The organism is Rhodoferax sp. WC2427, from assembly GCF_040822085.1.
Lineage (GTDB): Bacteria > Pseudomonadota > Gammaproteobacteria > Burkholderiales > Burkholderiaceae_C > Rhodoferax_B.
Genome location: NZ_CP162006.1, coordinates 25,046 through 48,034 on the forward strand (window position 1 = coordinate 25,046; position 22,989 = coordinate 48,034).

Consider the following 22,989-nt stretch of genomic DNA (forward strand, 5'->3'; position numbering starts at 1 on the left):
AACCCACCGGGCATCGCGATTGCGCACACTTACCCTGATACTGGTGTCCCCAACTCTCAGTACAAGGCCACCATGCCGACGGACGACATCCGCCCCAGCGACCTGAAATCCATCCTGCATTCCAAGCGCGCCAACATCTACTACCTGGAGCATTGCCGCGTGCTGGTCAACGGAGGCCGGGTGGAATACGTAACGGATGAAGGCAAGCGCTCCCTTTACTGGAACATCCCTATCGCCAACACCGTCACGGTGATGCTGGGCACCGGCACCTCGGTCACGCAGGCAGCGATGCGTGAACTGGCCAAAGCGGGTGTGTTGGTAGGGTTCTGCGGCGGGGGCGGCACACCTTTGTTCAGCGCCAACGAAGTGGATGTCGAGATGGCCTGGTTTTCGCCACAAAGCGAATACCGCCCCACCGAATACCTGCAGCAATGGGTCAAATTCTGGTTTACCGATGCCTTGCGGCTAGAGGCGGCCAAAGCCTTCCAGCGCGCACGCATCGCCCGGGTACGCGAACATTGGCTGCACAGCCGCCCGCTACGGGACGAAGGCTTTGGCGGCGATGCGCAGCTATTGGAAGCCGTATTGACCGAAGCGCTGCAAGCCATCGACCATGCGACCGACCAAACCATTTTGCTCACCGACGAAGCCCGCCTGACCAAACAGCTCTACAAGTTCGCCGCCAGTGCGGTGAACTATGGCGACTTCGTGCGGGGCAAACGCGGCAGCGGGGCCGACCCGGCCAACCGCTTTCTGGACCACGGCAACTACCTCGCCTACGGCCTGGCAGCCAGCGCCACCTGGGTATTGGGTCTACCCCATGGCCTGGCCGTGCTACACGGCAAAACCCGGCGAGGTGGCTTGGTATTTGACGTAGCGGATCTGGTCAAGGACGCGGTGATCCTGCCGCAAGCCTTTGTCTCGGCCATGCGCGGCGACGACGAACAGGCTTTTCGCCGCGCCTGCATCGACAAACTCACCCGCACCGAAGCCCTGGACTTCATGATCGACACCCTGAAAGATGTGGCGGTGACGGTGGGAAGGCAAGCTCTGTGAACGTCCTCTTGATCTCTCAATGCAGCAAACGCGCTCTCACAGAAACCCGCCGCATCCTCGACCAGTTTGCCGAACGGCGCGGCGACCGCACATGGCAAACCCCCATCACCCAGCAAGGCCTGGACACCCTGCGCCTGCTGCTCAAGAAGACCGCGCGCCGCAACACCGCCGTGGCTTGCCACTGGATTCGCGGGCAAGACCACAGCGAACTGCTGTGGCTGGTGGGCGATGCCAGCCAGTTCAACAACCAAGGTGCGGTGCCCACCAACACCACACAGCGCAACATCCTGCGCCAGCAGGACGAGAACGACTGGCACACCGGGCAAGACATCCATTTGCTCACCGCGCTGGCCGCTCTGTTGCACGATCTGGGCAAAGCCAGCCAGGCCTTCCAGATGCGCCTGCGGGGCCAACTGCAAGAGCGCAACCAATACCGCCACGAGTGGGTGTCGCTGCGCCTATTCGAAGCCTTTGTGGGCACCGACGACGACACGACCTGGCTGGCCCGTTTGGCCAATCCCACAGAGCAAGACAACGCCACCTGGCTGGCTCGCCTGCAGCGGGATGGGCAAGACCCATCGACCCAAACCCCATTCGCAAGATTGACCCAGGCCCCGCTGGCGCAAGCTCTGGGCTGGCTGGTGCTGACCCACCACCGCTTGCCTGTAGCCCCGGCCAAAGATGCCGACCCGGCCACGTTCCTGGGTGCAAGAGTCGGCTGGATGAGCGCAGCTGCACTCAAAGATGTTCTGCGCGGCATCGACGCAGGCTGGAACGAACGCACCGACACAGGCGATGCCACCCTCTTGCCGTTGTATTGGCAGTTTCCACACGGCTTGCCTGTCACCACCGCGCTATGGCGCAAACGCGCAGCCCGTCTGGCTGTGCGCTTACAAACCCTGGTGCAAGCCCCCGACCACAGCGGTTGGCTGGCCAACCCGTATGTCATGCATGTCTCGCGCCTGTGCCTGATGCTGGCCGACCACCACTACTCCAGCCTGGGTGTGGACGACAAAGGCCGGCCTGTGGAGGGGCGCACCTCTGGCGAAAAAAATTACCCTTTGTATGCCAACACCCAGGGCGCGGCCAGCCAACTCAACCAAACCCTGGACGAGCATTTGCTGGGTGTCGCCCAGCACAGTGGCGAAGTGACCCATGCCCTGCCACGTTTTGAGTTGAGCTTGCCCCGCCTGGCCCGCCACCGCACGCTGAAAAAGCGCGCCCAGGATGCCCGTTTCCGCTGGCAAGACAAAGCCGCCGACATGGCCCAGGCCCTGCGGGAACGGGCGCAAGTACAAGGTGCATTCATCGTCAACATGGCTTCGACCGGCTGCGGCAAAACCCTGGCCAATGCCCGTACCATGTACGCGCTGGCCGACCCGCAGCATGGCATGCGCTGTGCCTTTGCCATGGGCCTACGCACCCTGACACTGCAAACGGGCAGGGCGTTCCGCGACCTGCTGGGCCTGGGCGACGACGAGCTGGCGATCCGCGTAGGCGGCAGTGCCAGCCGCACCCTGTTCGAGCACTTTGAACGCGAAGCCGAAAAAACCGGCTCGGCCTCGCGCCAAGCCCTGCTGGACGAAGACAGCCACGTGCTGTTTGAAGGCAACCCCGATGCCCACCCCCTGCTGCAACGGGTGATGCACGACCCGGCGGTCAAGGCCCTGCTGGCCGCCCCGGTGCTGGTTTGCACCATCGACCACCTGACCCCCGCCACCGAAAGCCAACGCGGTGGTCGCCAGATTGCGCCCATGCTGCGCCTGATGAGCGGCGACCTGGTGCTGGACGAACCGGATGACTTCGATATCGACGACCTGCCCGCACTCACCCGCCTGGTCCACTGGGCCGGGCTGCTGGGTGCGCGGGTGCTGCTGTCGTCAGCCACCTTGCCGCCCGCCCTGGTGCACGGCCTGTTCGAGGCCTACCGCCATGGCCGCCAGCACTACCAGCGCAATAGGGGCGCAGCGGCTACGGGCACAGGTATCTGTTGCGCCTGGATAGATGAGTTCGATGTGCAGCAAACCGACTGCCCAGAAGGCCCCGGCTTTCTGCAGGCACACACCACCTTCGCCACGCGCCGGGCACAGCGCCTGGGGCAGGCCGAGGTGCGCCGCCGGGCCGTGTTGGTGCCGCTAGACCTCACCGGCAAGCACCGCGACCTCTTGCCACCACTTTTTGCCAAAGAAGTCATTCGCCACACCACCGGGCTACACCACAAGCACCACAGCGTAGACACCCGCAGCGGCAAGCGAGTGAGTTTTGGCTTGGTGCGCATGGCCAACATCGAGCCACTGGTCGATGTGGCCCTGGAGCTGTACCGCCTGCCTTGGCCCGACGGCGTGCGCGTCCACCTGTGCAGCTACCACTCGCAGTTTCCGCTGCTGATCCGGTCGGCCATCGAACGGCAACTAGACCACTCACTCAACCGCCGCCAGCCCGATGCCGTGTTCAGCCTGCCCGACGTGCGCCAGCGGCTGGACGCTCACCCGCAAGCCGACCACCTGTTCATCGTGCTCGGCTCACCCGTCACCGAAGTGGGGCGCGACCACGACTACGACTGGGCCGTGGTGGAGCCGTCGTCCATGCGCTCCCTCATCCAGCTGGCAGGCCGGGTGCGCAGACACCGCGAGGGTGCCTGCAGCACGCCCAACATCCGGGTGTTTGAGTTCAACCTGCTCCACTTTAGAAAACCAAACGAACCCGCCTTCTGCAAACCCGGTTTTGAGACAAAGCAGTTCCCCCTGCATCCCCATGGCCTGGGCGTGCTGCTGGATGCCACCGAGCGCGACGTCGTCGATGCCCGGCCCCGCATCCTGGCCCGCAGCAACCTGCAGCCCCGCGGGCGGCTGGTGGACCTGGAGCACGCCCGTATGCAGGCCACCATGCACCCCTTGCCATTGGCAGCCAGCCCCTCATTGAATGCGGCCAGCTGGTGGCACCTGGCCCCGGCGGATGCGCTACTCACCGCCGTGCTGCCGCAACAACAGCCGTTTCGCTACGACCCCCTGCAGCGCGTCGATCTGGAGCTGCGCCCAGATGCCGAGGGCGAAGACTATGTGCTGGTCCAGTTGATGGAAAAGAAAGGGGGCCGCCGGGGGGAAACCGTCTATGTCGAAGTCGAAACTTCTCAAAACGACCGCATCCTCGATGCCAAGGTGCAAGGCGAACGCATCACCGCTTGGGGCCATACCGACTACATGGAGGCCCTGACCGCCCTGGCTACCGAACTCGACCTGCCGCTGGAGGCCTGCGCACGCCGCTTTGGCACGGTGCGCTTACCCGCCAACGCCAATGGCTGGCGCTTTCACCCGGCGCTGGGGTTTACCAAAGCGAAAAGTTGAAAAAAGAGGCCGACGCAAAGTCGGCCTAGTGCTGCCTATGCGGCAGTCGTTGTTCCCGTTGCAGGGCGCAGTTGATATTTCTAAGCTGCCTGTACGGCAGTGAAAACTCAGCGTCTCCGCCAGCGGGTACCACGCGTTTCTGAGTTACCTATTCGGGAGTTAAGCGAGTGTACGGCGAGGTGTTGACTTGGCATCCAAAGTCATTTGGGTATATGATCCATGAAAGTATAAAATGTTACCGTTGCAGAGCGCAGTTGATAGGATTAAGATTTATAGATAATCCCAACGAGATTGCAGTCTCGTTGGGATTGAATGACAACGCCAAAGGCAGTCGAGCGCCAAGGCACCTACGAGCAAGGTTGTTGATCGAAGGAGGGTACGAATGTGGTCACACATCACATGATCAGAAGATAAGTTCTAGGCAAGTGCTGCTTGCCAAATTCGCGTCCCTAGGCGTTGCCTGGGGACATTTTATCTGTGGCTGCATCGCCGCAATCTCTTGGGTACTCCCTCCATGCTTACGACTTCTATGCCTAGTCAGGCTGAAATTCGTTTGCTTGTCTCGACGTTTTTATCTCAACGTTTGGATAGCAAACTCGAAAAGCTCGATCCTGACGATCCCCTGCGCCAAGCAATGCGCCAACAGTTCACCCCCGCCGTCTGGCTGGAAGACGCTGCCCGCCGTGCCGGACAGATCCAGGCGGTGACCCACTCCCTCAAACCAGTACACCCCGATGCCAAAGGCACCAACCTCTATTGCCCGCCCAGCACCCTGCCCGTGCTGGACGTGGTGGGCAGCCACTGCCTGGGCAGCAGCTTTGCCGGGGACGTGGTGGGCAATGCCGCTGCGCTGGATGTCCACAAATTATTGAAGCTGAAACACGCAGGCCACACCCTGCTGGAACTGTGCGTGGCAGAAGATGCCAACCTGGCCGCAGCCCTGAGCGACAACCCGGCCCAGGCCCAGGCGTGGATGCAGGCTTTTGCTGGGCTGGTGGTCCCCCGTGGGCGCGTGGCCTCACACACCCTGGCCAAACAACTTTATTGGCAGACCGGTGACGACCCGCTGGACGACGCGGGCTACCACTTGTTGGCCCCACTGTATGCCAGTTCGCTGGCCCACCGTGTATTTGAAACCCTGCAAGACGACCGCTTTAGCGATGCCGCCAAAGCCGCCCGTGAAGCCAAAAAATCCAACACCCACAGTGAGCGCCCGGTGCGCGAGTACCCGCAGCTGGCGGTGCAGCAGCTGGGCGGCACCAAACCCCAAAACATCAGCCAGCTCAACAGCGAACGCCGGGGCAACAACAACCTGCTGGCCTCCTTGCCGCCCGTGTGGCGTTCAGTGGACCTGCAGCCGCTGCTGCGCACCGACTCGATGTTCCACCGCTACGGCCGCCGCCCCGAAGTGCGCAAATGCGCCAAGGATTTGCGGGAATTCTTGCTGGCCGACCCCCACCCCACCATGGATACCCGCGCGAAGCGGGCGGCCTGGGTGGAACAGTTGGTTGACGCGTTTTTGCAGTTCAGCGCCGAACTGCGCAGCCTGGAGCCCGGCTGGAGCCAAGCACCAGCCTGCCAACTGGGCGATGCCGAAGCCCGCTGGCTGGACCCCGAGGGCGTGGCCGCCACCGATACCGAGCTGGGCCGAGCCCCGCCCACCGACCTACCCGAACGCATCAGCGCCGCGTTTGCCAACTGGCTCAACGCCCAGCTGCGCAACCCGCTACCCATGGGCGACCCGGAGTTTCTGGCCTGGCGCAAGGCCATGCTGGAGCAAATCAAGGCCGAAGAGCGAGAGGGCAGCTATGTCGAATGAATTGCCGAACAACCCCACCCCGCACGCGGCCCTGCTGGTGCTGCCCCGCCTGCGGGTACAAAACGCCAACGCCATCTCCAGCCCGCTGACCTGGGGGTTTCCATCCATCACCGCGTTTACCGGGCTGATGGCCGCGCTGGCGCGGCGCTTGGGGGCGGACGCGGGCATTCGCTTTCAAAGCGTGGGCGTGGTCTGCCATGGGTTTGAGGCGCAGGTTACCTCCGGCGGCTACACCCGCAGCTTTTGCCTCACACGCAACCCCGTGCTGCAAGACGGCTCCACAGCGGCCATCGTGGAAGAAGGTCGGGTGCACCTGGACATCACGCTGGTGTTCGAGGTACAGCTCAGCTCCGCCCTGCTCAACGATGCCGCACGGGCCGCCTGCGCAGCACAAGTGGGCGACTGGGTTGCGGGCATGCGCATCGCCGGGGGCAGCGTCATGCCGCCAGTGGCCGGTACTTTGCGGCGGCCACCGCGCCCCCAATTGGTACTGCTGGCCGAAGCGCCCGACCTGCGGGCCCAGCAATTCAAACGGCTGGGCCGCCAATGGCTACCCGGTTTTGCGCTGGTGTCGCGCGACGACCTGCTGCACAGCCGACTGGAAGCCATGCGTGCCAACACGCCAGAGGCACAGCCCACCCTGCTGGATGCGTGGCTGGACCTGGCGCGCATCAACTACCGGGCCACGACCACCACCGTGTGGAACGCAGCGGGCGACGCATACGCCGAAACCGTGGAATGGGCCGCAGACCCGCGCCCCGGCTGGCTGGTGCCCATCCCCGTGGGCTACGCCGCCCTGTCCGACCTGCACCCACCCGGCACCGTGGCAGGCGCGCGCGACATGGACACACCCTTTCGGTTTGTGGAGGGCGTGTATTCCATAGGCCAGTGGGTAAGCCCCCACCGCCTGGACGACTTGGCCCAACTCACCTGGCGGCCCGAGCACACGCCAGCCACCGGCCTGTACCGCTGCACCAACGCGTACCAGGCCCCCGCGACAGACACCTACACCCCCGTCACCTTCATCGACTGATTTCTAGGAGCAAACCCATGGCAACGACCACCACCACCAAAACCGCCTCCGTTCTCGCGTTTGAACGCAAGCTGGACCCGTCTGACGCACTGTTTGCCGCAGGCAAATGGGCAGATCGCAGCGCCAGCCAACCATGGCCTGCGGTTGAAGTACGGGCCAAATCGGTACGTGGCACGATTTCCAACCGCCTCAAAACCAAAGACCAGGACCCGGCCAAGCTGGATGCCGCCATCGAAAGTCCAAACCTGCAAACCGTCGATGTAGCCACCCTGCCCGCCGATGCAGACACCCTCAAAGTCAGCTTTACGCTGCGGGTGCTGGGTGGTACGGGCATACCGTCGGCCTGCAACAGCGCCGACTACCAGGCCAAGCTGCTGGCCACCGTGCAAACCTACACCCAGTCGCAAGGGTTTGGCGAGCTGGCGCGCCGCTACGCACACAACCTGGCCAATGGCCGCTTCCTGTGGCGCAACCGCCTGGGCGCGGAGCAGATCGAAGTGCAGGTAGCGCATTGGGTACAAGGGCAAGCCGCGCAAACCTGGACCTTTGATGCCCTGGGCCACTCGCTACGTGACTTCAGCGCCAGCTCTGCCGACCTCACCCAACTGGCGACAGTGCTGGAGCAAGGACTCACGGGTTCGCGCCACGTTTTGCTGCAGGTCACCGCCTACTTGCGTGTAGGTGCCGGGCAAGAGGTGTTTCCGTCGCAAGAGTTGATTCTGGACAAAGACAAGGCCGGCAAAAGCAAAACCCTGTACACCGTGAACGACGTGGCGGCCATGCACTCGCAAAAGCTGGGCAACGCCATCCGCACCATCGACACCTGGTATCCCGAGGCCGCCGAGCAAGGCCCCATCGCGGTGGAACCCTACGGCTCCGTCACCTCGCAAGGCAAGGCCTACCGCCAGCCCAAGGCCAAGATGGATTTCTACTCGCTGTTCGATGCCTGGGTGCTCAAAGACCAGGTGCCCGATACCGCCCAACAGCATTACGTCATGGCCAACCTGGTGCGCGGCGGCGTATTTGGCGACTCCGGCAAGGACTAAAGGCCATGGACCACTTTGTTGACCTCACCCTGCTACCCGACCCGGAGATTGCCCCAGCACACCTTCTGACCGCCTTGTTCAGCAAGCTGCACCTGGCCCTGGTGGCCCAGCGCAGCGAGCACATCGGCATCAGCTTTCCGGCAGTACAGCCAGACCGACAGTGGCTGGGCGACCGCCTGCGCTTGCATGGCAGCCAAGCCGACCTCACCGGCTTCATGGCAACCCCATGGCTCGGCGCGCTGCGTGACCATGTGCACACCACCGCGTTGCTGGCCATTCCGCCCCAGGTGGCACACCGCACGGTCAGCCGTGTGCAGGCCAAAAGCAACCCCGAGCGCCTGCGCCGCCGCCAAATGCGCCGCCATGGCATCGATGCTGCAGAGGCTCTGACCCGCGTACCCGACGCGGTGGCCGAGCGACTGGACCTGCCCTATCTACACCTGCGCAGCCACAGCACGGCGCAGCCCTTCAGGCTGTTCATCCGGCACGGTGCATTGCAAGAAAATGCCAGCGTGGGCAAGTTTGGCACCTATGGCTTAAGCGCCACCACCACCATCCCCTGGTTTTGACCCTTTTTTCACCCTATTTTTAGCCCCCCTAAAAAGTCTTTTAAAAACAAGAGCTTGCAGATTGGTCCCAAAAATAGGGGTTTTGAGGGAACGGGCAGATTAACGCTTGCAATTCAACGACTTGCCGTGGAGATAGGCTAGTTCACTGCCGCATAGGCAGCTCAGAAAAAGAGTGGACATGAGGGTTTCGTGGCGGGACTGTTCACTGCCGCATAGGCAGCTCAGAAAAAGGAGATCTTGGCCGCGCTGAACGACCAAAAGTTCACTGCCGCATAGGCAGCTCAGAAAGTTCAAAGTCGTCGCGGTGTCCACCACGCTACGTTCACTGCCGCATAGGCAGCTCAGAAAAGCGAAGCCGGTAGGGGTGGGCGGCGGGGTGAGTTCACTGCCGCATAGGCAGCTCAGAAAAAGCCAGACAGTGAAAAGCGGGCGCTGTCGAGGTTCACTGCCGCATAGGCAGCTCAGAAATCAGTTGCAGGAATGATTTCTATAGCTTCAGTGTTCACTGCCGCATAGGCAGCTCAGAAAACTCGTGCAGCCGGGTCTTGAGGGCGTATTCGGTTCACTGCCGCATAGGCAGCTCAGAAAAAAGTGCAGTTCCGTCGTGCACGCGGTGCATGGTTCACTGCCGCATAGGCAGCTCAGAAAATTTCAGCGCCTGGCAATGTGGACCGTGGAATGTTCACTGCCGCATAGGCAGCTCAGAAAAGCGAGGTCTTCGTGCCGGTGATGCGGTCGCGGTTCACTGCCGCATAGGCAGCTCAGAAAACACGCCCACGGGCGCGCCGCCGATCTGCTGGGTTCACTGCCGCATAGGCAGCTCAGAAAATCGCATACCCAACCTGTGTCGTTGCAATGTCGTTCACTGCCGCATAGGCAGCTCAGAAAAGGCGATAGTCGAACCGTCCACGCGCCCCGTCGTTCACTGCCGCATAGGCAGCTCAGAAATCTGAAGCGAACGATGCATGGCCGCGTTGGATGTTCACTGCCGCATAGGCAGCTCAGAAATGCCCGGTGGTGACCTCCAGGCCATTGGTGCCGTTCACGGCCGCATAGGCAGCTCAGAAAGCCAGCCACCTGCTGCGCCTGCTGACGCTGGACGTTCACTGCCGCATAGGCAGCTCAGAAAGTTGTGCCGTGGCGAACGACTCGTCATCCATCGTTCACTGCCGCATAGGCAGCTCAGAAAAGATTAACGCGGTGAACCGGGTGGTGATCGCCGTTCACTGCCGCATAGGCAGCTCAGAAAAAAATGAACGAAAAATTCAAAGAGCAGATTACGTTCACTGCCGCATAGGCAGCTCAGAAATCGTCGCTGAAGCGCGACCGCATGCGCACGAAGTTCACTGCCGCATAGGCAGCTCAGAAAAGCAAGAAGCGGAACTCTGCGCAATGTGATTTGTTCACTGCCGCATAGGCAGCTCAGAAATGCTTGTAGCGGGCTAGCTCGTCCTTGTGGTCGTTCACTGCCGCATAGGCAGCTCAGAAAATGTACTGGGCGGCTTCTTCAAACCCGCGCAGGTTCACTGCCGCATAGGCAGCTCAGAAAAGGCAGGATGCGGTCAGGGAATTTGCTTTCGGGTTCACTGCCGCATAGGCAGCTCAGAAAGCTTGGAAAATGCATTAGAGAATACTGACGGCGTTCACTGCCGCATAGGCAGCTCAGAAAGGTCTGACCGCTCCGACCTGCTCATGCGGGGCGTTCACTGCCGCATAGGCAGCTCAGAAAGTCATGGGCGACTATGCAGCCGAAGTCGCGGCGTTCACTGCCGCATAGGCAGCTCAGAAAAAGCGGCAACTGCACAGCGCCTGGGCATCTGAGTTCACTGCCGCATAGGCAGCTCAGAAACTGGACGACGCGATCTACCAGGCCCACGTGGTGTTCACTGCCGCATAGGCAGCTCAGAAATGCAAGCAAATCCTGCTGTGGATCATGGACGGGTTCACTGCCGCATAGGCAGCTCAGAAAAGTGCCGAGTTGCACGAGGGTCACCACGCCGTGTTCACTGCCGCATAGGCAGCTCAGAAAGGGAACGGCGCGGGGACCACGATCACCCGTGCGTTCACTGCCGCATAGGCAGCTCAGAAAACGCTCAGGAGTACCCGCAGTTCGGTCAGGCGGTTCACTGCCGCATAGGCAGCTCAGAAACAATGATTTCAGCCAGTCGCTGTACTCGTTTGGTTCACTGCCGCATAGGCAGCTCAGAAATTTTTTAAGGCGTGCTGCAAGGCTGGGTGTTTGTTCACTGCCGCATAGGCAGCTCAGAAAGAAGAAAAGTACCACGCCATGATCGGCGAGATGTTCACTGCCGCATAGGCAGCTCAGAAAGCTTGCATCTGCTTCCAGCGCTCAAGGCTGTCGTTCACTGCCGCATAGGCAGCTCAGAAATGCACGAAGACGACAAGCCCAGCCGCCGAGATGTTCACTGCCGCATAGGCAGCTCAGAAACATCGAAAGTACCGCCATGCTCCGCGCACACAGTTCACTGCCGCATAGGCAGCTCAGAAAACAACGCTGGGCCGGACATTTGAAGCACCTGAGTTCACTGCCGCATAGGCAGCTCAGAAAGTGTCGAAAGAAATGAATCTGAAAATCACCACGTTCACTGCCGCATAGGCAGCTCAGAAATGACCGACGTTGCAGCAGGCCGCATTTTCCAGGTTCACTGCCGCATAGGCAGCTCAGAAATACAAAGCGGCGAAAAAGGCGACAAGGCGCAAGTTCACTGCCGCATAGGCAGCTCAGAAAAGGACATTGCCCGCAAAGGCGGGCAAATCCGAGTTCACTGCCGCATAGGCAGCTCAGAAAGTCGCCTGTATGCAGCCAACTTGCGGAGAATAGTTCACTGCCGCATAGGCAGCTCAGAAAGCGTCCTAAAAATACGTTTCAAAACTTGTTCGGTTCACTGCCGCATAGGCAGCTCAGAAAAGAAAGCGGGCGAAGCGTGGCGGCGTGCGCTCGTTCACTGCCGCATAGGCAGCTCAGAAATGGAGCAACAATGAATCCAACACTTTGGGTAGGTTCACTGCCGCATAGGCAGCTCAGAAAAGCAGCGCATCGTCGTGGCCAATGCCACCGCAGTTCACTGCCGCATAGGCAGCTCAGAAAACCAAAGACGCGCAAAACGCAGTCCAGCAAACGTTCACTGCCGCATAGGCAGCTCAGAAATCAATCCACAGGCGTGATGACCTTCTTGCGAAGTTCACTGCCGCATAGGCAGCTCAGAAAAGCACGGAAGCGATGACCAGGAACACCAATCCGTTCACTGCCGCATAGGCAGCTCAGAAATACAGCGCGTTGGCAATACTTCCCTGCGTTCTGTTCACTGCCGCATAGGCAGCTCAGAAATTCTCGCAAAGATAGCAGCCGCGCAGCCAGTAGTTCACTGCCGCATAGGCAGCTCAGAAAGGGCATCCAGCGTTTGGGACTTAGGAGCCATGGTTCACTGCCGCATAGGCAGCTCAGAAATATTGGAGATTGATGATGAGCAAATACGAAAAGTTCACTGCCGCATAGGCAGCTCAGAAATCGATCGGCCGCCCGACGGTCATTCCCCGACGGTTCACTGCCGCATAGGCAGCTCAGAAAAGGACAACGCGCCTTGCCTGAACACCCTGCGCGTTCACTGCCGCATAGGCAGCTCAGAAATAAGCCGAACAAGGTGGTCAATTTAAAGGAGATGTTCACTGCCGCATAGGCAGCTCAGAAAACTGGGAGATTGGGTTGTCAGAGTGGATTGGTGTTCACTGCCGCATAGGCAGCTCAGAAAAGGTAAAGATGTGTTAGCGCAGACTGATAGAGGTTCACTGCCGCATAGGCAGCTCAGAAAAATCCAGAAACTACCCAAAGTTCAAGCTAAGTGTTCACTGCCGCATAGGCAGCTCAGAAAAGAAGAAATCGCAGCAGCGGAAGCAGCAGCAGCGTTCACTGCCGCATAGGCAGCTCAGAAATGCAAGTTGTGGAGTGCCAGCCTGATCGTGAAGTTCACTGCCGCATAGGCAGCTCAGAAAACAGGCCGCACTCCATGCGCCGCACGCGGCCCGTTCACTGCCGCATAGGCAGCTCAGAAAAATGACCGGGTGATCGACAACAAGAAATACGAGTTCACTGCCGCATAGGCAGCTCAGAAAACATCGGGTCCACCATGCGCCCTACCCGGCCCGTTCACTGCCGCATAGGCAGGTCAGAAAATCGAAACCCGCTCGGTGCAAATCCTGGGAAACGTTCACTGCCGCATAGGCAGCTCAGAAAAATTCGCAGACTCACAGGCATTCCGACATTACGTTCACTGCCGCATAGGCAGCTCAGAAAGTAGCCAGCGACTGGTTGAACGTATCTACCTGGTTCACTGCCGCATAGGCAGCTCAGAAAACAATAACGCCGCTGGTGGTTCAACTGGTGGTCGTTCACTGCCGCATAGGCAGCTCAGAAAAAGCTTAAATTGATGGAGATGGCACAGAAGGGGTTCACTGCCGCATAGGCAGCTCAGAAATTGTCCAGCAGGTCCGGAAGTAGGCTCATGAGGTTCACTGCCGCATAGGCAGCTCAGAAAAGTGTTCAAGGGGCGGTCTAAGTTTGGGGATTGTTCACTGCCGCATAGGCAGCTCAGAAATGGAGCCATCGGAATGAGCGCGGCAAACATATGTTCACTGCCGCATAGGCAGCTCAGAAATCGCTGTGGATGGCTACGGCTAAGCAGAAGCCGTTCACTGCCGCATAGGCAGCTCAGAAAACGCCCGGCAAGGTGGCGCAGCCGGTGCACAGGTTCACTGCCGCATAGGCAGCTCAGAAATTGACGTACACCGCCAGGCTGGCCGCACCCGCGTTCACTGCCGCATAGGCAGCTCAGAAAAAGCCGGATAGCGTGATGCCCCCGAACATGGTGTTCACTGCCGCATAGGCAGCTCAGAAAGCATCGAACACGTCAAACGCCACGCCAGGCGGGTTCACTGCCGCATAGGCAGCTCAGAAATCAGCAATGGCGGTGATCTTGCTGGCGGCAATGTTCACTGCCGCATAGGCAGCTCAGAAAGGAAACCAAACTGCAGCAGGTAGCCCTTGCCTGTTCACTGCCGCATAGGCAGCTCAGAAATCAAAAAATCGGACCGGCGCTGCGCACCGGAGTTCACTGCCGCATAGGCAGCTCAGAAAGATCTCAGGTGTTGTTAGGTGGTTGCGGGCTCGTTCACTGCCGCATAGGCAGCTCAGAAAGCTGCCGTCCTGGCGCAGGCCGTCCACGTTCTGTTCACTGCCGCATAGGCAGCTCAGAAATAGCCGGTTCCCAAAAATCAATCCTACGTGGAGTTCACTGCCGCATAGGCAGCTCAGAAATTCGTTGCTGGTGGGCTCGTGACGAATACAGCGTTCACTGCCGCATAGGCAGCTCAGAAAAGCACGGAAGCAATGACCAGGAACACCAGCCCGTTCACTGCCGCATAGGCAGCTCAGAAACATCAAACCAGCAGTTATCGATCGTCACGGCAGTTCACTGCCGCATAGGCAGCTCAGAAATACATGCCGACCCACTTATTTCAATGCCCACCGTTCACTGCCGCATAGGCAGCTCAGAAAGCCAGCGCCAATTCAACGACGGCGCAGGCGGCGTTCACTGCCGCATAGGCAGCTCAGAAAAATTTGAGGTGTCGGCGCTGGGGTCCGTCGTAGTTCACTGCCGCATAGGCAGCTCAGAAATATGGTAGATAGCGATTCTCTACATTCAATCCGTTCACTGCCGCATAGGCAGCTCAGAAAATCGGCGATGAGTGTGTCGGCGACTTCTGGAGGTTCACTGCCGCATAGGCAGCTCAGAAATAGAAGAAAGTGATATTTATGAGTAACGCGACGTTCACTGCCGCATAGGCAGCTCAGAAAAGGCTGTGGCTGCGAACGCGCGTGCAGGTGATGTTCACTGCCGCATAGGCAGCTCAGAAAGCCCTGCGCCCGGTTGTATTTGCTCCAGGCCAGTTCACTGCCGCATAGGCAGCTCAGAAAGATTGAAGCGCTCTACACGGTCAGTAAGTACGGTTCACTGCCGCATAGGCAGCTCAGAAAACCTCAAAACCACCAAGCCTACCCGCCTGCTGGTTCACCGCCGCATAGGCAGCTCAGAAAACCGGGAACCCCCAGCGGCCAGCATTGGCTTTTGTTCACTGCCGCATAGGCAGCTCAGAAATTAAACGGCCCGAGCGGTTCGTTCCAATTGGCGTTCACTGCCGCATAGGCAGCTCAGAAAAAGATCCCGCAGACCGACGCAGGCATGACCCAGTTCACTGCCGCATAGGCAGCTCAGAAATTGATCGCGCTCTGGCTGGCCAGGCTGGTGGCGTTCACTGCCGCATAGGCAGCTCAGAAAGCACCCGCGTCAAAGAAGGCTAAAAATGCAACGTTCACTGCCGCATAGGCAGCTCAGAAAGACAAGGCAGAAGCCGCACGTGCGGCGGCAGGGTTCACTGCCGCATAGGCAGCTCAGAAATCACCGACGCCGGAACGACCGGCCTCTACAACGTTCACTGCCGCATAGGCAGCTCAGAAATTGCCGTGGGCCAGCAGGAAGCGCAGGGTCAGGTTCACTGCCGCATAGGCAGCTCAGAAATGAAGGCGCTACCCGCCACCCTGGGGGCCAACGTTCACTGCCGCATCGGCAGCTCAGAAAAAGACAAACGCCCACCAGGATGCCCCTCAATTGTTCACTGCCGCACAAGCAGCTCAACAAACCTCCCAGTAGATGGGCGGCTGAGGACAAAAACTATCAAAAAAATAGCTTCTTGTGCAGGCTGGATAAGCGTAAGCGGCCTATTCTTAAGGACTATCACGGCAATTAAAAAGTGTTCTTCACATAGACGTACATGGCCCGCACGCTGGCTGTACCATCGGCACCGACTCGCAACACCTGACCGCTGCCAACGCCTCCCTTACGCAGGGCTACGAGTTACACGCCAGGTACGCGGCATCAATACCTCCGAGCACGGCCCCATGAGCTGGAACGATGTCGCCCCCAAAACCACCATGCGGCGGGTGGTGGACATGGCGTGTATGCATCCCTGAGTACTGCGGGCGCACCCGGGCCTAACCGCCAGCCCGATACCATGGGCAGCTTTCCCCCGCCGTACGCCCATGCAGACCACCATCCGCCACGCCGAGCCGGACGACTACACCGCCATCGCCCACATCTACACGCACCCGCAGGCTGCTGCGGGCACCCTGCAAATCCCGCTGCAATCGCGCGAAGTGTGGCGGCAGCGGCTTGCAGGCATGGGGACTTACGACCGGGTGCTGGTGGCCGTGGTGGCGGGCGAGGTGGTGGGCCACTTGGGCCTACACCCGGTGCCCCACCCGCGCCGCGCCCACGTGGCCGGCCTGGGCATGGCGGTACGCGACGACCTGCAGGGCCAGGGCGTGGGCACGGCACTGTTGAAAGCCGCCATCGACCTGGCCGACCACTGGCTGCACCTGTTGCGCCTGGAGCTCACCGTCTACGCCGACAACACCGCCGCCCAGCACCTGTACCAGCGCCGCGGCTTTGTGCTGGAAGGCACGCACCGCGCCTACGCCTTGCGCCAAGGACGCTATGTGGATGCCCTGGCCATGGCCCGGCTGCACCCTGCGCCGCCGCAGGTGCACGGTGGTACCTGAACTCGCGCGATGGATGCCCGCGGAACCAGCAGCATAATTTCTCTGATCGCTATGGTTTAGATAGCTGCTTATGCCCACCGAATGGGCGCAAATAGCCGATTCTGCTCAGGTCCGAAAGCCGCCCCATTAAAAATCAAACCTCCCCAGACCCCGACGGCAACCCCGCCCTTGCAAACCGCACCGCCACCCGCGTGCCCGGCGGGGTGGCGCCGGGGTGGGCGTCTTCCAGGGTGACCTCGGCGCTGTGCTGGCGGGCGATTTCCTGGACGATGGACAGGCCCAGGCCGGAGCCGTCGGCCTCGGTGCCCAGGGCGCGGTAGAAGGGCTGGAACACCAGGATGCGCTCGGCTTCGGGGATGCCGGGGCCGGTGTCTTCCACCTGCAGCAGCACGCTGGCGGTGGCGCGGCCAATCGGGCTGATGGGGCCGATGGGGGTTTCGGTATCGGCCAGCACGCGCGCGGTGATGATGCCGCCCGAGGGGGTGTAGTTGATGGCGTTGTCCACCAGGTTGCGCACCAGTTCCTTGATCAGCGTGGGGTTGCCGTTGAGCTGTACGCCGGGGCTGCCGGGTTCGGCCCCCTCAAAACCCAGGTCGATGCGTTTTTCCAGCGCGTGGGGCACGGAGTCGCGCACCACGTCCATGGTGAGGCGGGCCAGGTCGCAGAGTTGCAGGCTCAGGCTGACGCTGCCGTTTTCGGCCCGGGCCAGGGCCAGCAGCTGGTTGACGGTGTGGGTGGCGCGCACGCTGGAGCGGCCGATTTGCTGCAGCGAGCGTTTGAGCTCGGCCGTGTTGGTGCCCTCGCGCTGGGCCAGGTCGGCTTGCATGCGCAGGCCCGCCAGCGGGGTTTTGAGCTGGTGGGCGGCGTCGGCCAGGAAGCGCTTCTGGGTGGCGATGGAGTCCTTGAGGCGGTTGAGCAGGTCATTCACGGACGAGACCAGGGGCGCGACTTCCAGCGGCACGGCCTTTTCGTCCAGCGGGCTCAGGTCGTCCGAGGTACGGGCGCGGATGCGTTCTTCCAGGCGCTTGAGGGGCTGGATGCCGCGCGCCAGCGCCAGCCACACCAGCAGCACGGCCAGCGGCAGGATGACGAACTGCGGCAGCATCACGCCCTTGATAATTTCGGCCGCCAGCACCGAGCGCTTTTCGCGGGTTTCGGCCACCTGCACCAGGGCCAGCGGGCTGCCGGGCAGGTCCAGCGTGACCCACAGGTAGGCCACGCGCACGTCCAGGCCGCGCATTTCGTCGTCGCGCAGGTGCACCGGGCCTTCGGCGGGCTTTTCGGTGGCGGGCGGGGCGGGGAAGTCGTGCTCGCCGCTGAGGTACTCGCCGTGCCCGCCCAGCACCTGGTAGTAGACCTGGTCGGAGTCGTCGGCGCGCATGAATTCGCGCGCGGGCAGGGGCAGGTTGAACTGGGCCTGGTGCGGCTGCGACACCACCAGCAGCTGCGACAGGGCCTGTACGTTGTATTCCAGCGCCCGGTCGAACGGCTTGCCCGCAATGCCCTGCGCCACCAGCCAGGTCAGCGCCAGGCTGACCGGCCACAGCAGCAGCAGGGGCGTGAGCATCCAGTCCAGGATTTCACCGAACAGGGAACGTTGCTCGCGCTGGAAAATTTTCACGGGGATGGGACGGGGTGGATCACCTCGGCATCTTAGCCACCCTGTCCCTTCCGTTGGCTTACGCAGTCTTACGCGTTGGCGCGGTTTTTCAGCCAGCGCATCAGAGCGCCCACCACCGGCAGCTTTTCGTACAGCTCCTCGGCCGCATCCCAGTAGTCGCGGTGCAGGGTGATGCGGCCCGTGTCGTCCAGCTGCAAGTGGCTGCCGCCGTGGATGGTCTGGGGGGTGCCGGTGGCGAAGTTTTTGAAGCGGAAGTGGAAGTCCCAGGCCAGAAAGCACTGCTGGCCGCTGGCGATGCGCTCCACCACCACAAAGCGCGGGGCCTCCAGGGCGGTGAACATGTGGGCGTAGATGGCCTGGATGGCAGGCACGCCGCGCACGTCCTTGAACGGGTCTTTGAAGCGGGCGTGGGGCGCATAAAAATCCCCGCAGCGGGCGACAGACTGCGGGGTCAGCGTTTCAAAAAATTCGACGATGCCGCTGATGGAGTCTTTGGGATCGCTCATAGCCCGGTCATCCGGCGGATGGCGGGAAAGTAGGCGCGGTACGGCAGCAGGCGCAGGGTTTTCATCCAGCGGGTGAAGCGCTTGGGAAAGTGGATTTCGAACTGGCCGCGGGCCCAGCCGTGCAGGATCTCGTGGGCGGCCTGCTCGGGGGTCAGGAGGGCGGGCATGGCGAACTCGTTTTGCGCGGTGAGCGGGGTTTGCACAAAGCCGGGGCAGATCAGGCTCACGCCGATGCCGCTGTCATGCAGGTCCAGGTACAGGGTTTCGGCCAGGTTGATGAGCGCGGCCTTGGTGGGGCCGTAGGCCAGGCTTTGCGGCAGGCCGCTGTACCCGGCCACGCTGGCCACCAGGCTGATATGGCCATGGCCCTGGCGCAGCAGGGTGGGCAGCACGGCATCGAGCATATGCAGCGCGCCCACGTAGTTGACCTGCAGGTGCTGCTGCATCTCGGCCAATTGGAAAGCGGTGGCGCGCTGGGGGCGGTAGTAGCCCGCGCAGTACACCACTGCGTCGATGCGGGCCAGGGAGTCGGCGGCGGCGCGCACGGCCGCCGGGTCGGCGGCGTCCAGTGGCAGGGCCTGCGCGCCGGGGTGTTCGGCCACAAAGGCGTCGAGCGCGGCGGCATGGCGGGCCGACACCACCACCTGCGCGCCCTGCCCGTGCAGCAGCCCGGCGGTGGCGCGGCCAATGCCGCTGGACGCGCCGATCAACCACACGGTTTTGCCGCGCCAGTCGATGAGGGGGGGATTCAATGCCATGGGGTTTGCTCTATTCTTGGTAGCTGCTCACGCTTATGGAATAAGCACAAGATGCCAATTTGGCTTAACGTTTTGTGAACGACAGCGTGACTTCGCCCAGGCGGATACCCAGCTTGGACATGGTGGCTTTGTTGAGCATGACCTTGTCGGTCATCAGGTACATCCAGTCGTCAAACTGCACGTTGTAGACCGAGCCGTCCACCGGCAGGGCCAGCGTGTACTGCCAGTGGAAGGCGTTGCCGCTCTCGGAGCCCAGGGCCGTGCCCACCACATCGTCGGCGCGGCCGGTGTAGCGGCCATCGGCTTCGCGGTGCAGGCGCCAGATGCGCTTTTGCAGCGTGCCGTCGGCGTAGGTAAACGACTCGTCGAGCACGCCGTCGTCGCCGTTCCAGCTGCAGACCATCAACACGGTGAAGCGCTTGACCACCTTGCCGGAGCGGTCGGTGAACACCCCAAAAGCGTCCAGCGTGCCGTTGAAATAGGTGCGCAAATCCAGCTGGGGGGTTTGGCCCGCGTAGTCGGTCACCTGCGGGCCCGCGCAACCGGCCAGGGCAGCGCTGGTAGCCAAAAGAAGAAGACGGCGTTTCATGGGGAGTCCTTGGGTCGGATGATGAGCAAATAGAGCGCCGCTGCCGCCGCCAGCTTCAGGGCGCAGGGCAGCAGGCAGTAGGTGGCGGTGAGGGCGTGCAGGGCGGCGGCATCCTGCGCGCCGGGGGTGTAGCCAAAGTAGGCCAGCAGCGGCAGGGCCAGCCCGGCGGCCAGGGCCAGATTCAGCTTGGTGGCGAAGTTCCACCAGCCGAAGTACAAACCCGCACCGCCCTGTTTTTGCACCAGGCCCGCCAGCAATGCGCTGGGCAGGGCCAGGTCGGTGCCCAGGGCGATACCCGAGGCAGCGCACACGGCCAGAAACGCCGTGCTGTCGCCCGCGCCCAGCAGGGAAGCCCCCACAAACGCGGCCACCGCCACGCCCATGCCCACCAACCAGGTGCGCGCCAGGCCCAGCCGGGGCACCAGGCGCAGCCACAGCGGAATCGACAGGGCGGCGCACACAAAGTAGGTGGCCAGAAACAGCGGCTGCAGCGCCTGCGGGGCCAGCAGCCGGTCTTGCATAAAGAACAGCACCAGGGTGGCGGGCACGGCGCTGGCAATGCCGTTCACCATGAACACGCCCAGCAGGCGGCGAAACGCGGGGTTGTGCAGCGGCAGCCACAACGCGGCGCGCGTCTGGGAGGGGATTTGCGGGGCGGGTGCGATGGCGTGGCTCCAGGCCCACCAACCCAAGCCCAAAGAAAGCGCCAACAGCCCCACCGTGGTGGGCAGGCCCAGCAGCACCGGGGCCACGCTGGCCGTCACCACGCCCACCAGGCCCAGGCCTTCGCGCCAGGCGACGATGCGGCTGCGCTGGGCCTCGGTGCCGCCCAGTAACCCGGCCCAGGCCTGGTGCAGCACGCCCAGGGTGCTGTAGGCGGTGTAGGTGACGACCAGCAGGGCGGCGGCCCACAGCAGCACGTGGTCTTGCGTGGCAGGAAAGAACAGCCCCCAGAAGCCCAGCGCCATGACCACCGCCGCCCCGGCAGCCACGCCCAGCACGGCGCGGCTGGCGTGGGTGGGGCGGGCAAACAGCGCGTCGCCCCAGCGGCCCAGCAGCGGGTCGATGAGGCCGTCGAACAGGCGCGCGCCCAGCAAGATCTGCCCCAGCACGGCCAGCGGCACGCCCAGCGTGGTGGCGTAGTGGTTGGGCAGCACCACGTACAGCGGCAGCGCCACAAAGGCCAAGGGCAGACCCATCAGGCCGTAGGCCAAGCCGTTGCGGGCGGTGAATGCCGCGGCAGAGGTCATGGGTTGCCCGCCAGCAGCGCCCGGCGCATCGCAGGCTCGGAGGTTTGGGGCGACAGCCAGATGCCGAAGAACAGGCGCGCAAAGTCGCCATCGCTGACCTCACCCGTGGGCTGGCCGTTGGTCAGGAAGCGGGCGGTGCGGGTCTGCGGCAGGTAGATGCCCAGGATGCGGTCGTTCTTTTGCACGTCGGGAAAGGCCGCCTCCAGCTTTTGCTGCCAGCTCTTGGCCTGCGCGTCCGAAATGGGCGCGCTGCGGCGCATCTCGTCGAGCGAGCGGCGGGCGATGTCGGCGCGGGTGAAATCGCGCAGGTAGGTTAGCTCCAGCGCCAGGGCGGTGTCGGCATAGCGGGCAGGCTGGAAGCCGGGGGCGGTCCAGAGCTGCGCGTCGTAGATGTCAAAGCCCCAGACCTTGAGGCGGGTGCTGCCCACCAGGCGGGCCTGCGGTACGCTTGCTGCCACATCGGTGGGGATGTCGGCAGCCCAGGCATTCAAGCCGAACAGGGCGCTAGCGCTTATAACAAGGGCGTAAGCAGCTACTTTTTTAATAGCGTGTACTGTACGAGGTTGATGTTGCCCTTGTCGAAGGCGGCTTCGCAGTAGGCCAGGTAGAACTCCCATAAGCGCATGAACCTTTCGTCAAAACCGAGTTGCAGCACTTCCGTGCGGGCGGCCAAAAACCGGTCGCGCCAGCGGCGCAGGGTTTCGGCGTAGTCGGGGCCGAAGGCGAATTCGTCCACCACCTCCAGCCCAGCCGCGGCGGCTTCGCGGCGGAATTCGCGCGGGCAGGGCAGGCAGCCGCCGGGGAAGATGTACTGCTGGATGAAGTCGGTGCTGCTGATGTAGCGCTCGAACAGGCTGTCGTCGATGACGATGCTCTGGATGCAGGCGCGGCCCCCCGGCTTGAGCAGGCGGGCCACGGTCTGGAAATAGGTGGGCCAGTATTCGCGGCCCACGGCTTCCACCATTTCCACCGAGCAGATGGCGTCAAACGGCGCGTCGGTGATGTCGCGGTAGTCCTGCAGGCGCAGGTCGGCGCGGCTATCCATGCCCAGGCGCTGCACGCGCTGGTGGGCGAAGGCGAGTTGCTCGGTACTCAGGGTCACGCCGGTCACGCTGGCGTTGAATTCGGTGGTGCCCATTTCGGCCAGTGCGCCCCAGCCGCAGCCAATTTCCAGCACCCGGTCGCCGGGCTGCACCCGGGCCATGGCCAGGGCACGGCGGACCTTGGCGTCTTGCGCCTCGCGCAGCGGTTTGTCCAGCTCGCCCTCGAACCAGGCGGACGAGTAGTTCATGCTGTCGTCCAGCCACAGGCTGTAGAAGGCGTTGCCCAGGTCGTAGTGGGCGTGGATGTTCTTCTGGCTGTTGGCTTTGGTGTTGCGGTTCAGCAGGTGCTTGATGCGGTACCACAGGCGGCCCACCCAGTTGCCGTAGACCACGTCTTCGATCTCTTGCCGGTTGCAGATGAAGACGGTGAGCAGATCGGTCAGGTTGGGGGTGGTCCAGTCGCCGTCGATATAGGTTTCGGCCACACCGATGTCGCCGGACTTGAGGGCTGCGGCGCAGACGTTCCAGTTTTTCAGCGTCATGGCGGCGGTAGGGGCATCGCCATGTTGCTGGTGGTTGCCGAAGACCTGCATGCTGCCGTCGGGCAACTGCATGGTGATGCTGCCGTGGCGCAGGCGCTGCAAGAGCCTCAGGGCGGTGCGGGCGGCCGCCGGGGCATCGCTGGGCACGGCAAAACCGGGAGCAGTGGTGGTGGAGTTCAT

14 protein-coding genes and 1 CRISPR repeat array are annotated in these 22,989 nt (G+C 62.2%); of the genes, 7 read left to right on the forward strand and 7 right to left on the reverse strand.

Features of this window, described 5'->3' with window-relative positions; translation table 11 throughout:
* Positions 1 to 72: 72 nt before the first annotated feature.
* The 7 genes from cas1f to AB3G31_RS00155 all read left to right on the forward strand — a co-directional run bounded on the left by cas1f (position 73) and on the right by AB3G31_RS00155 (position 16,500).
* A complete protein-coding gene (gene cas1f, locus AB3G31_RS00125) occupies positions 73 to 1,056 on the forward strand; it encodes a type I-F CRISPR-associated endonuclease Cas1f (RefSeq protein ID WP_367848218.1) in 984 nt (327 codons plus the stop codon).
* Entirely contained in the window at positions 1,053 to 4,400 is a 3,348-nt protein-coding gene (cas3f, locus tag AB3G31_RS00130) for a type I-F CRISPR-associated helicase Cas3f (protein ID WP_367848219.1), read from the forward strand. Before cas1f ends, cas3f begins: the two co-directional genes overlap by 4 nt.
* 634 nt (positions 4,401 to 5,034) lie before the next feature.
* Positions 5,035 to 6,219, forward strand: coding sequence for a type I-F CRISPR-associated protein Csy1 (gene csy1 / locus AB3G31_RS00135; RefSeq protein ID WP_367848220.1), 1,185 nt, complete (start codon positions 5,035 to 5,037; stop codon positions 6,217 to 6,219).
* Positions 6,209 to 7,252, forward strand: coding sequence for a type I-F CRISPR-associated protein Csy2 (csy2, locus tag AB3G31_RS00140; protein WP_367848221.1), 1,044 nt, complete (start codon positions 6,209 to 6,211; stop codon positions 7,250 to 7,252). Before csy1 ends, csy2 begins: the two co-directional genes overlap by 11 nt.
* A gap of 17 nt (positions 7,253 to 7,269) precedes the next feature.
* Positions 7,270 to 8,298: a type I-F CRISPR-associated protein Csy3 gene (gene csy3, locus AB3G31_RS00145; RefSeq protein WP_367848222.1), complete on the forward strand. Its 1,029-nt coding sequence runs from the start codon at positions 7,270 to 7,272 to the stop codon at positions 8,296 to 8,298.
* Positions 8,299 to 8,303: 5 nt separating this feature from the next.
* Positions 8,304 to 8,867, forward strand: a complete 564-nt coding sequence (cas6f, locus tag AB3G31_RS00150; RefSeq protein ID WP_367848223.1) for a type I-F CRISPR-associated endoribonuclease Cas6/Csy4 — start codon at positions 8,304 to 8,306, stop codon at positions 8,865 to 8,867.
* A gap of 140 nt (positions 8,868 to 9,007) precedes the next feature.
* Positions 9,008 to 15,580: direct repeats of the CRISPR family, unit length 28 nt; unit sequence GTTCACTGCCGCATAGGCAGCTCAGAAA.
* A 401-nt stretch (positions 15,581 to 15,981) separates the two neighbouring features.
* Positions 15,982 to 16,500, forward strand: coding sequence for a GNAT family N-acetyltransferase (locus tag AB3G31_RS00155; protein WP_367848224.1), 519 nt, complete (start codon positions 15,982 to 15,984; stop codon positions 16,498 to 16,500).
* Positions 16,501 to 16,633: 133 nt separating this feature from the next.
* On the opposite strand, the gene AB3G31_RS00160 is transcribed toward AB3G31_RS00155, so the two are convergent.
* From AB3G31_RS00160 to AB3G31_RS00190, 7 genes are all read right to left on the reverse strand, one after another.
* Positions 16,634 to 18,121, reverse strand: a complete 1,488-nt coding sequence (locus AB3G31_RS00160) for a sensor histidine kinase N-terminal domain-containing protein (protein ID WP_367848225.1) — start codon at positions 18,119 to 18,121, stop codon at positions 16,634 to 16,636.
* A gap of 68 nt (positions 18,122 to 18,189) precedes the next feature.
* A complete protein-coding gene (locus tag AB3G31_RS00165; protein ID WP_367848226.1) occupies positions 18,190 to 18,627 on the reverse strand; it encodes a nuclear transport factor 2 family protein in 438 nt (145 codons plus the stop codon).
* Entirely contained in the window at positions 18,624 to 19,385 is a 762-nt protein-coding gene (locus AB3G31_RS00170) for an SDR family NAD(P)-dependent oxidoreductase (RefSeq protein WP_367848227.1), read from the reverse strand. Before AB3G31_RS00170 ends, AB3G31_RS00165 begins: the two co-directional genes overlap by 4 nt.
* A gap of 64 nt (positions 19,386 to 19,449) precedes the next feature.
* On the reverse strand, positions 19,450 to 19,974 hold the full coding sequence (locus tag AB3G31_RS00175; RefSeq protein ID WP_367848228.1) for a DUF3833 domain-containing protein: 525 nt from the start codon (positions 19,972 to 19,974) through the stop codon (positions 19,450 to 19,452).
* Positions 19,971 to 21,224, reverse strand: a complete 1,254-nt coding sequence (locus tag AB3G31_RS00180; protein ID WP_367848229.1) for an MFS transporter — start codon at positions 21,222 to 21,224, stop codon at positions 19,971 to 19,973. The genes AB3G31_RS00175 and AB3G31_RS00180 overlap by 4 nt, the downstream gene beginning before the upstream one ends.
* Entirely contained in the window at positions 21,221 to 21,715 is a 495-nt protein-coding gene (locus AB3G31_RS00185) for a chalcone isomerase family protein (RefSeq protein ID WP_367848230.1), read from the reverse strand. Before AB3G31_RS00185 ends, AB3G31_RS00180 begins: the two co-directional genes overlap by 4 nt.
* A gap of 41 nt (positions 21,716 to 21,756) precedes the next feature.
* Positions 21,757 to 22,989, reverse strand: a complete 1,233-nt coding sequence (locus AB3G31_RS00190; RefSeq protein WP_367848231.1) for a class I SAM-dependent methyltransferase — start codon at positions 22,987 to 22,989, stop codon at positions 21,757 to 21,759.

What these genes read in the sequence shown, in the direction of transcription:
- cas1f (WP_367848218.1), top strand. Translation starts at nt 73, where the DNA reads ATGCCGACGGACGACATCCGCCCCAGCGACCTGAAATCCATCCTGCAT.
- csy1 (WP_367848220.1), top strand. Translation starts at nt 5,035, where the DNA reads ATGCGCCAACAGTTCACCCCCGCCGTCTGGCTGGAAGACGCTGCCCGC.
- csy2 (WP_367848221.1), top strand. Translation starts at nt 6,209, where the DNA reads ATGTCGAATGAATTGCCGAACAACCCCACCCCGCACGCGGCCCTGCTG.
- csy3 (WP_367848222.1), top strand. Translation starts at nt 7,270, where the DNA reads ATGGCAACGACCACCACCACCAAAACCGCCTCCGTTCTCGCGTTTGAA.
- cas6f (WP_367848223.1), top strand. Translation starts at nt 8,304, where the DNA reads ATGGACCACTTTGTTGACCTCACCCTGCTACCCGACCCGGAGATTGCC.
- AB3G31_RS00155 (WP_367848224.1), top strand. Translation starts at nt 15,982, where the DNA reads ATGCAGACCACCATCCGCCACGCCGAGCCGGACGACTACACCGCCATC.
- AB3G31_RS00165 (WP_367848226.1), bottom strand. Translation starts at nt 18,627, where the DNA reads ATGAGCGATCCCAAAGACTCCATCAGCGGCATCGTCGAATTTTTTGAA.
- AB3G31_RS00170 (WP_367848227.1), bottom strand. Translation starts at nt 19,385, where the DNA reads ATGGCATTGAATCCCCCCCTCATCGACTGGCGCGGCAAAACCGTGTGG.
- AB3G31_RS00175 (WP_367848228.1), bottom strand. Translation starts at nt 19,974, where the DNA reads ATGAAACGCCGTCTTCTTCTTTTGGCTACCAGCGCTGCCCTGGCCGGT.
- AB3G31_RS00180 (WP_367848229.1), bottom strand. Translation starts at nt 21,224, where the DNA reads ATGACCTCTGCCGCGGCATTCACCGCCCGCAACGGCTTGGCCTACGGC.
- AB3G31_RS00190 (WP_367848231.1), bottom strand. Translation starts at nt 22,989, where the DNA reads ATGAACTCCACCACCACTGCTCCCGGTTTTGCCGTGCCCAGCGATGCC.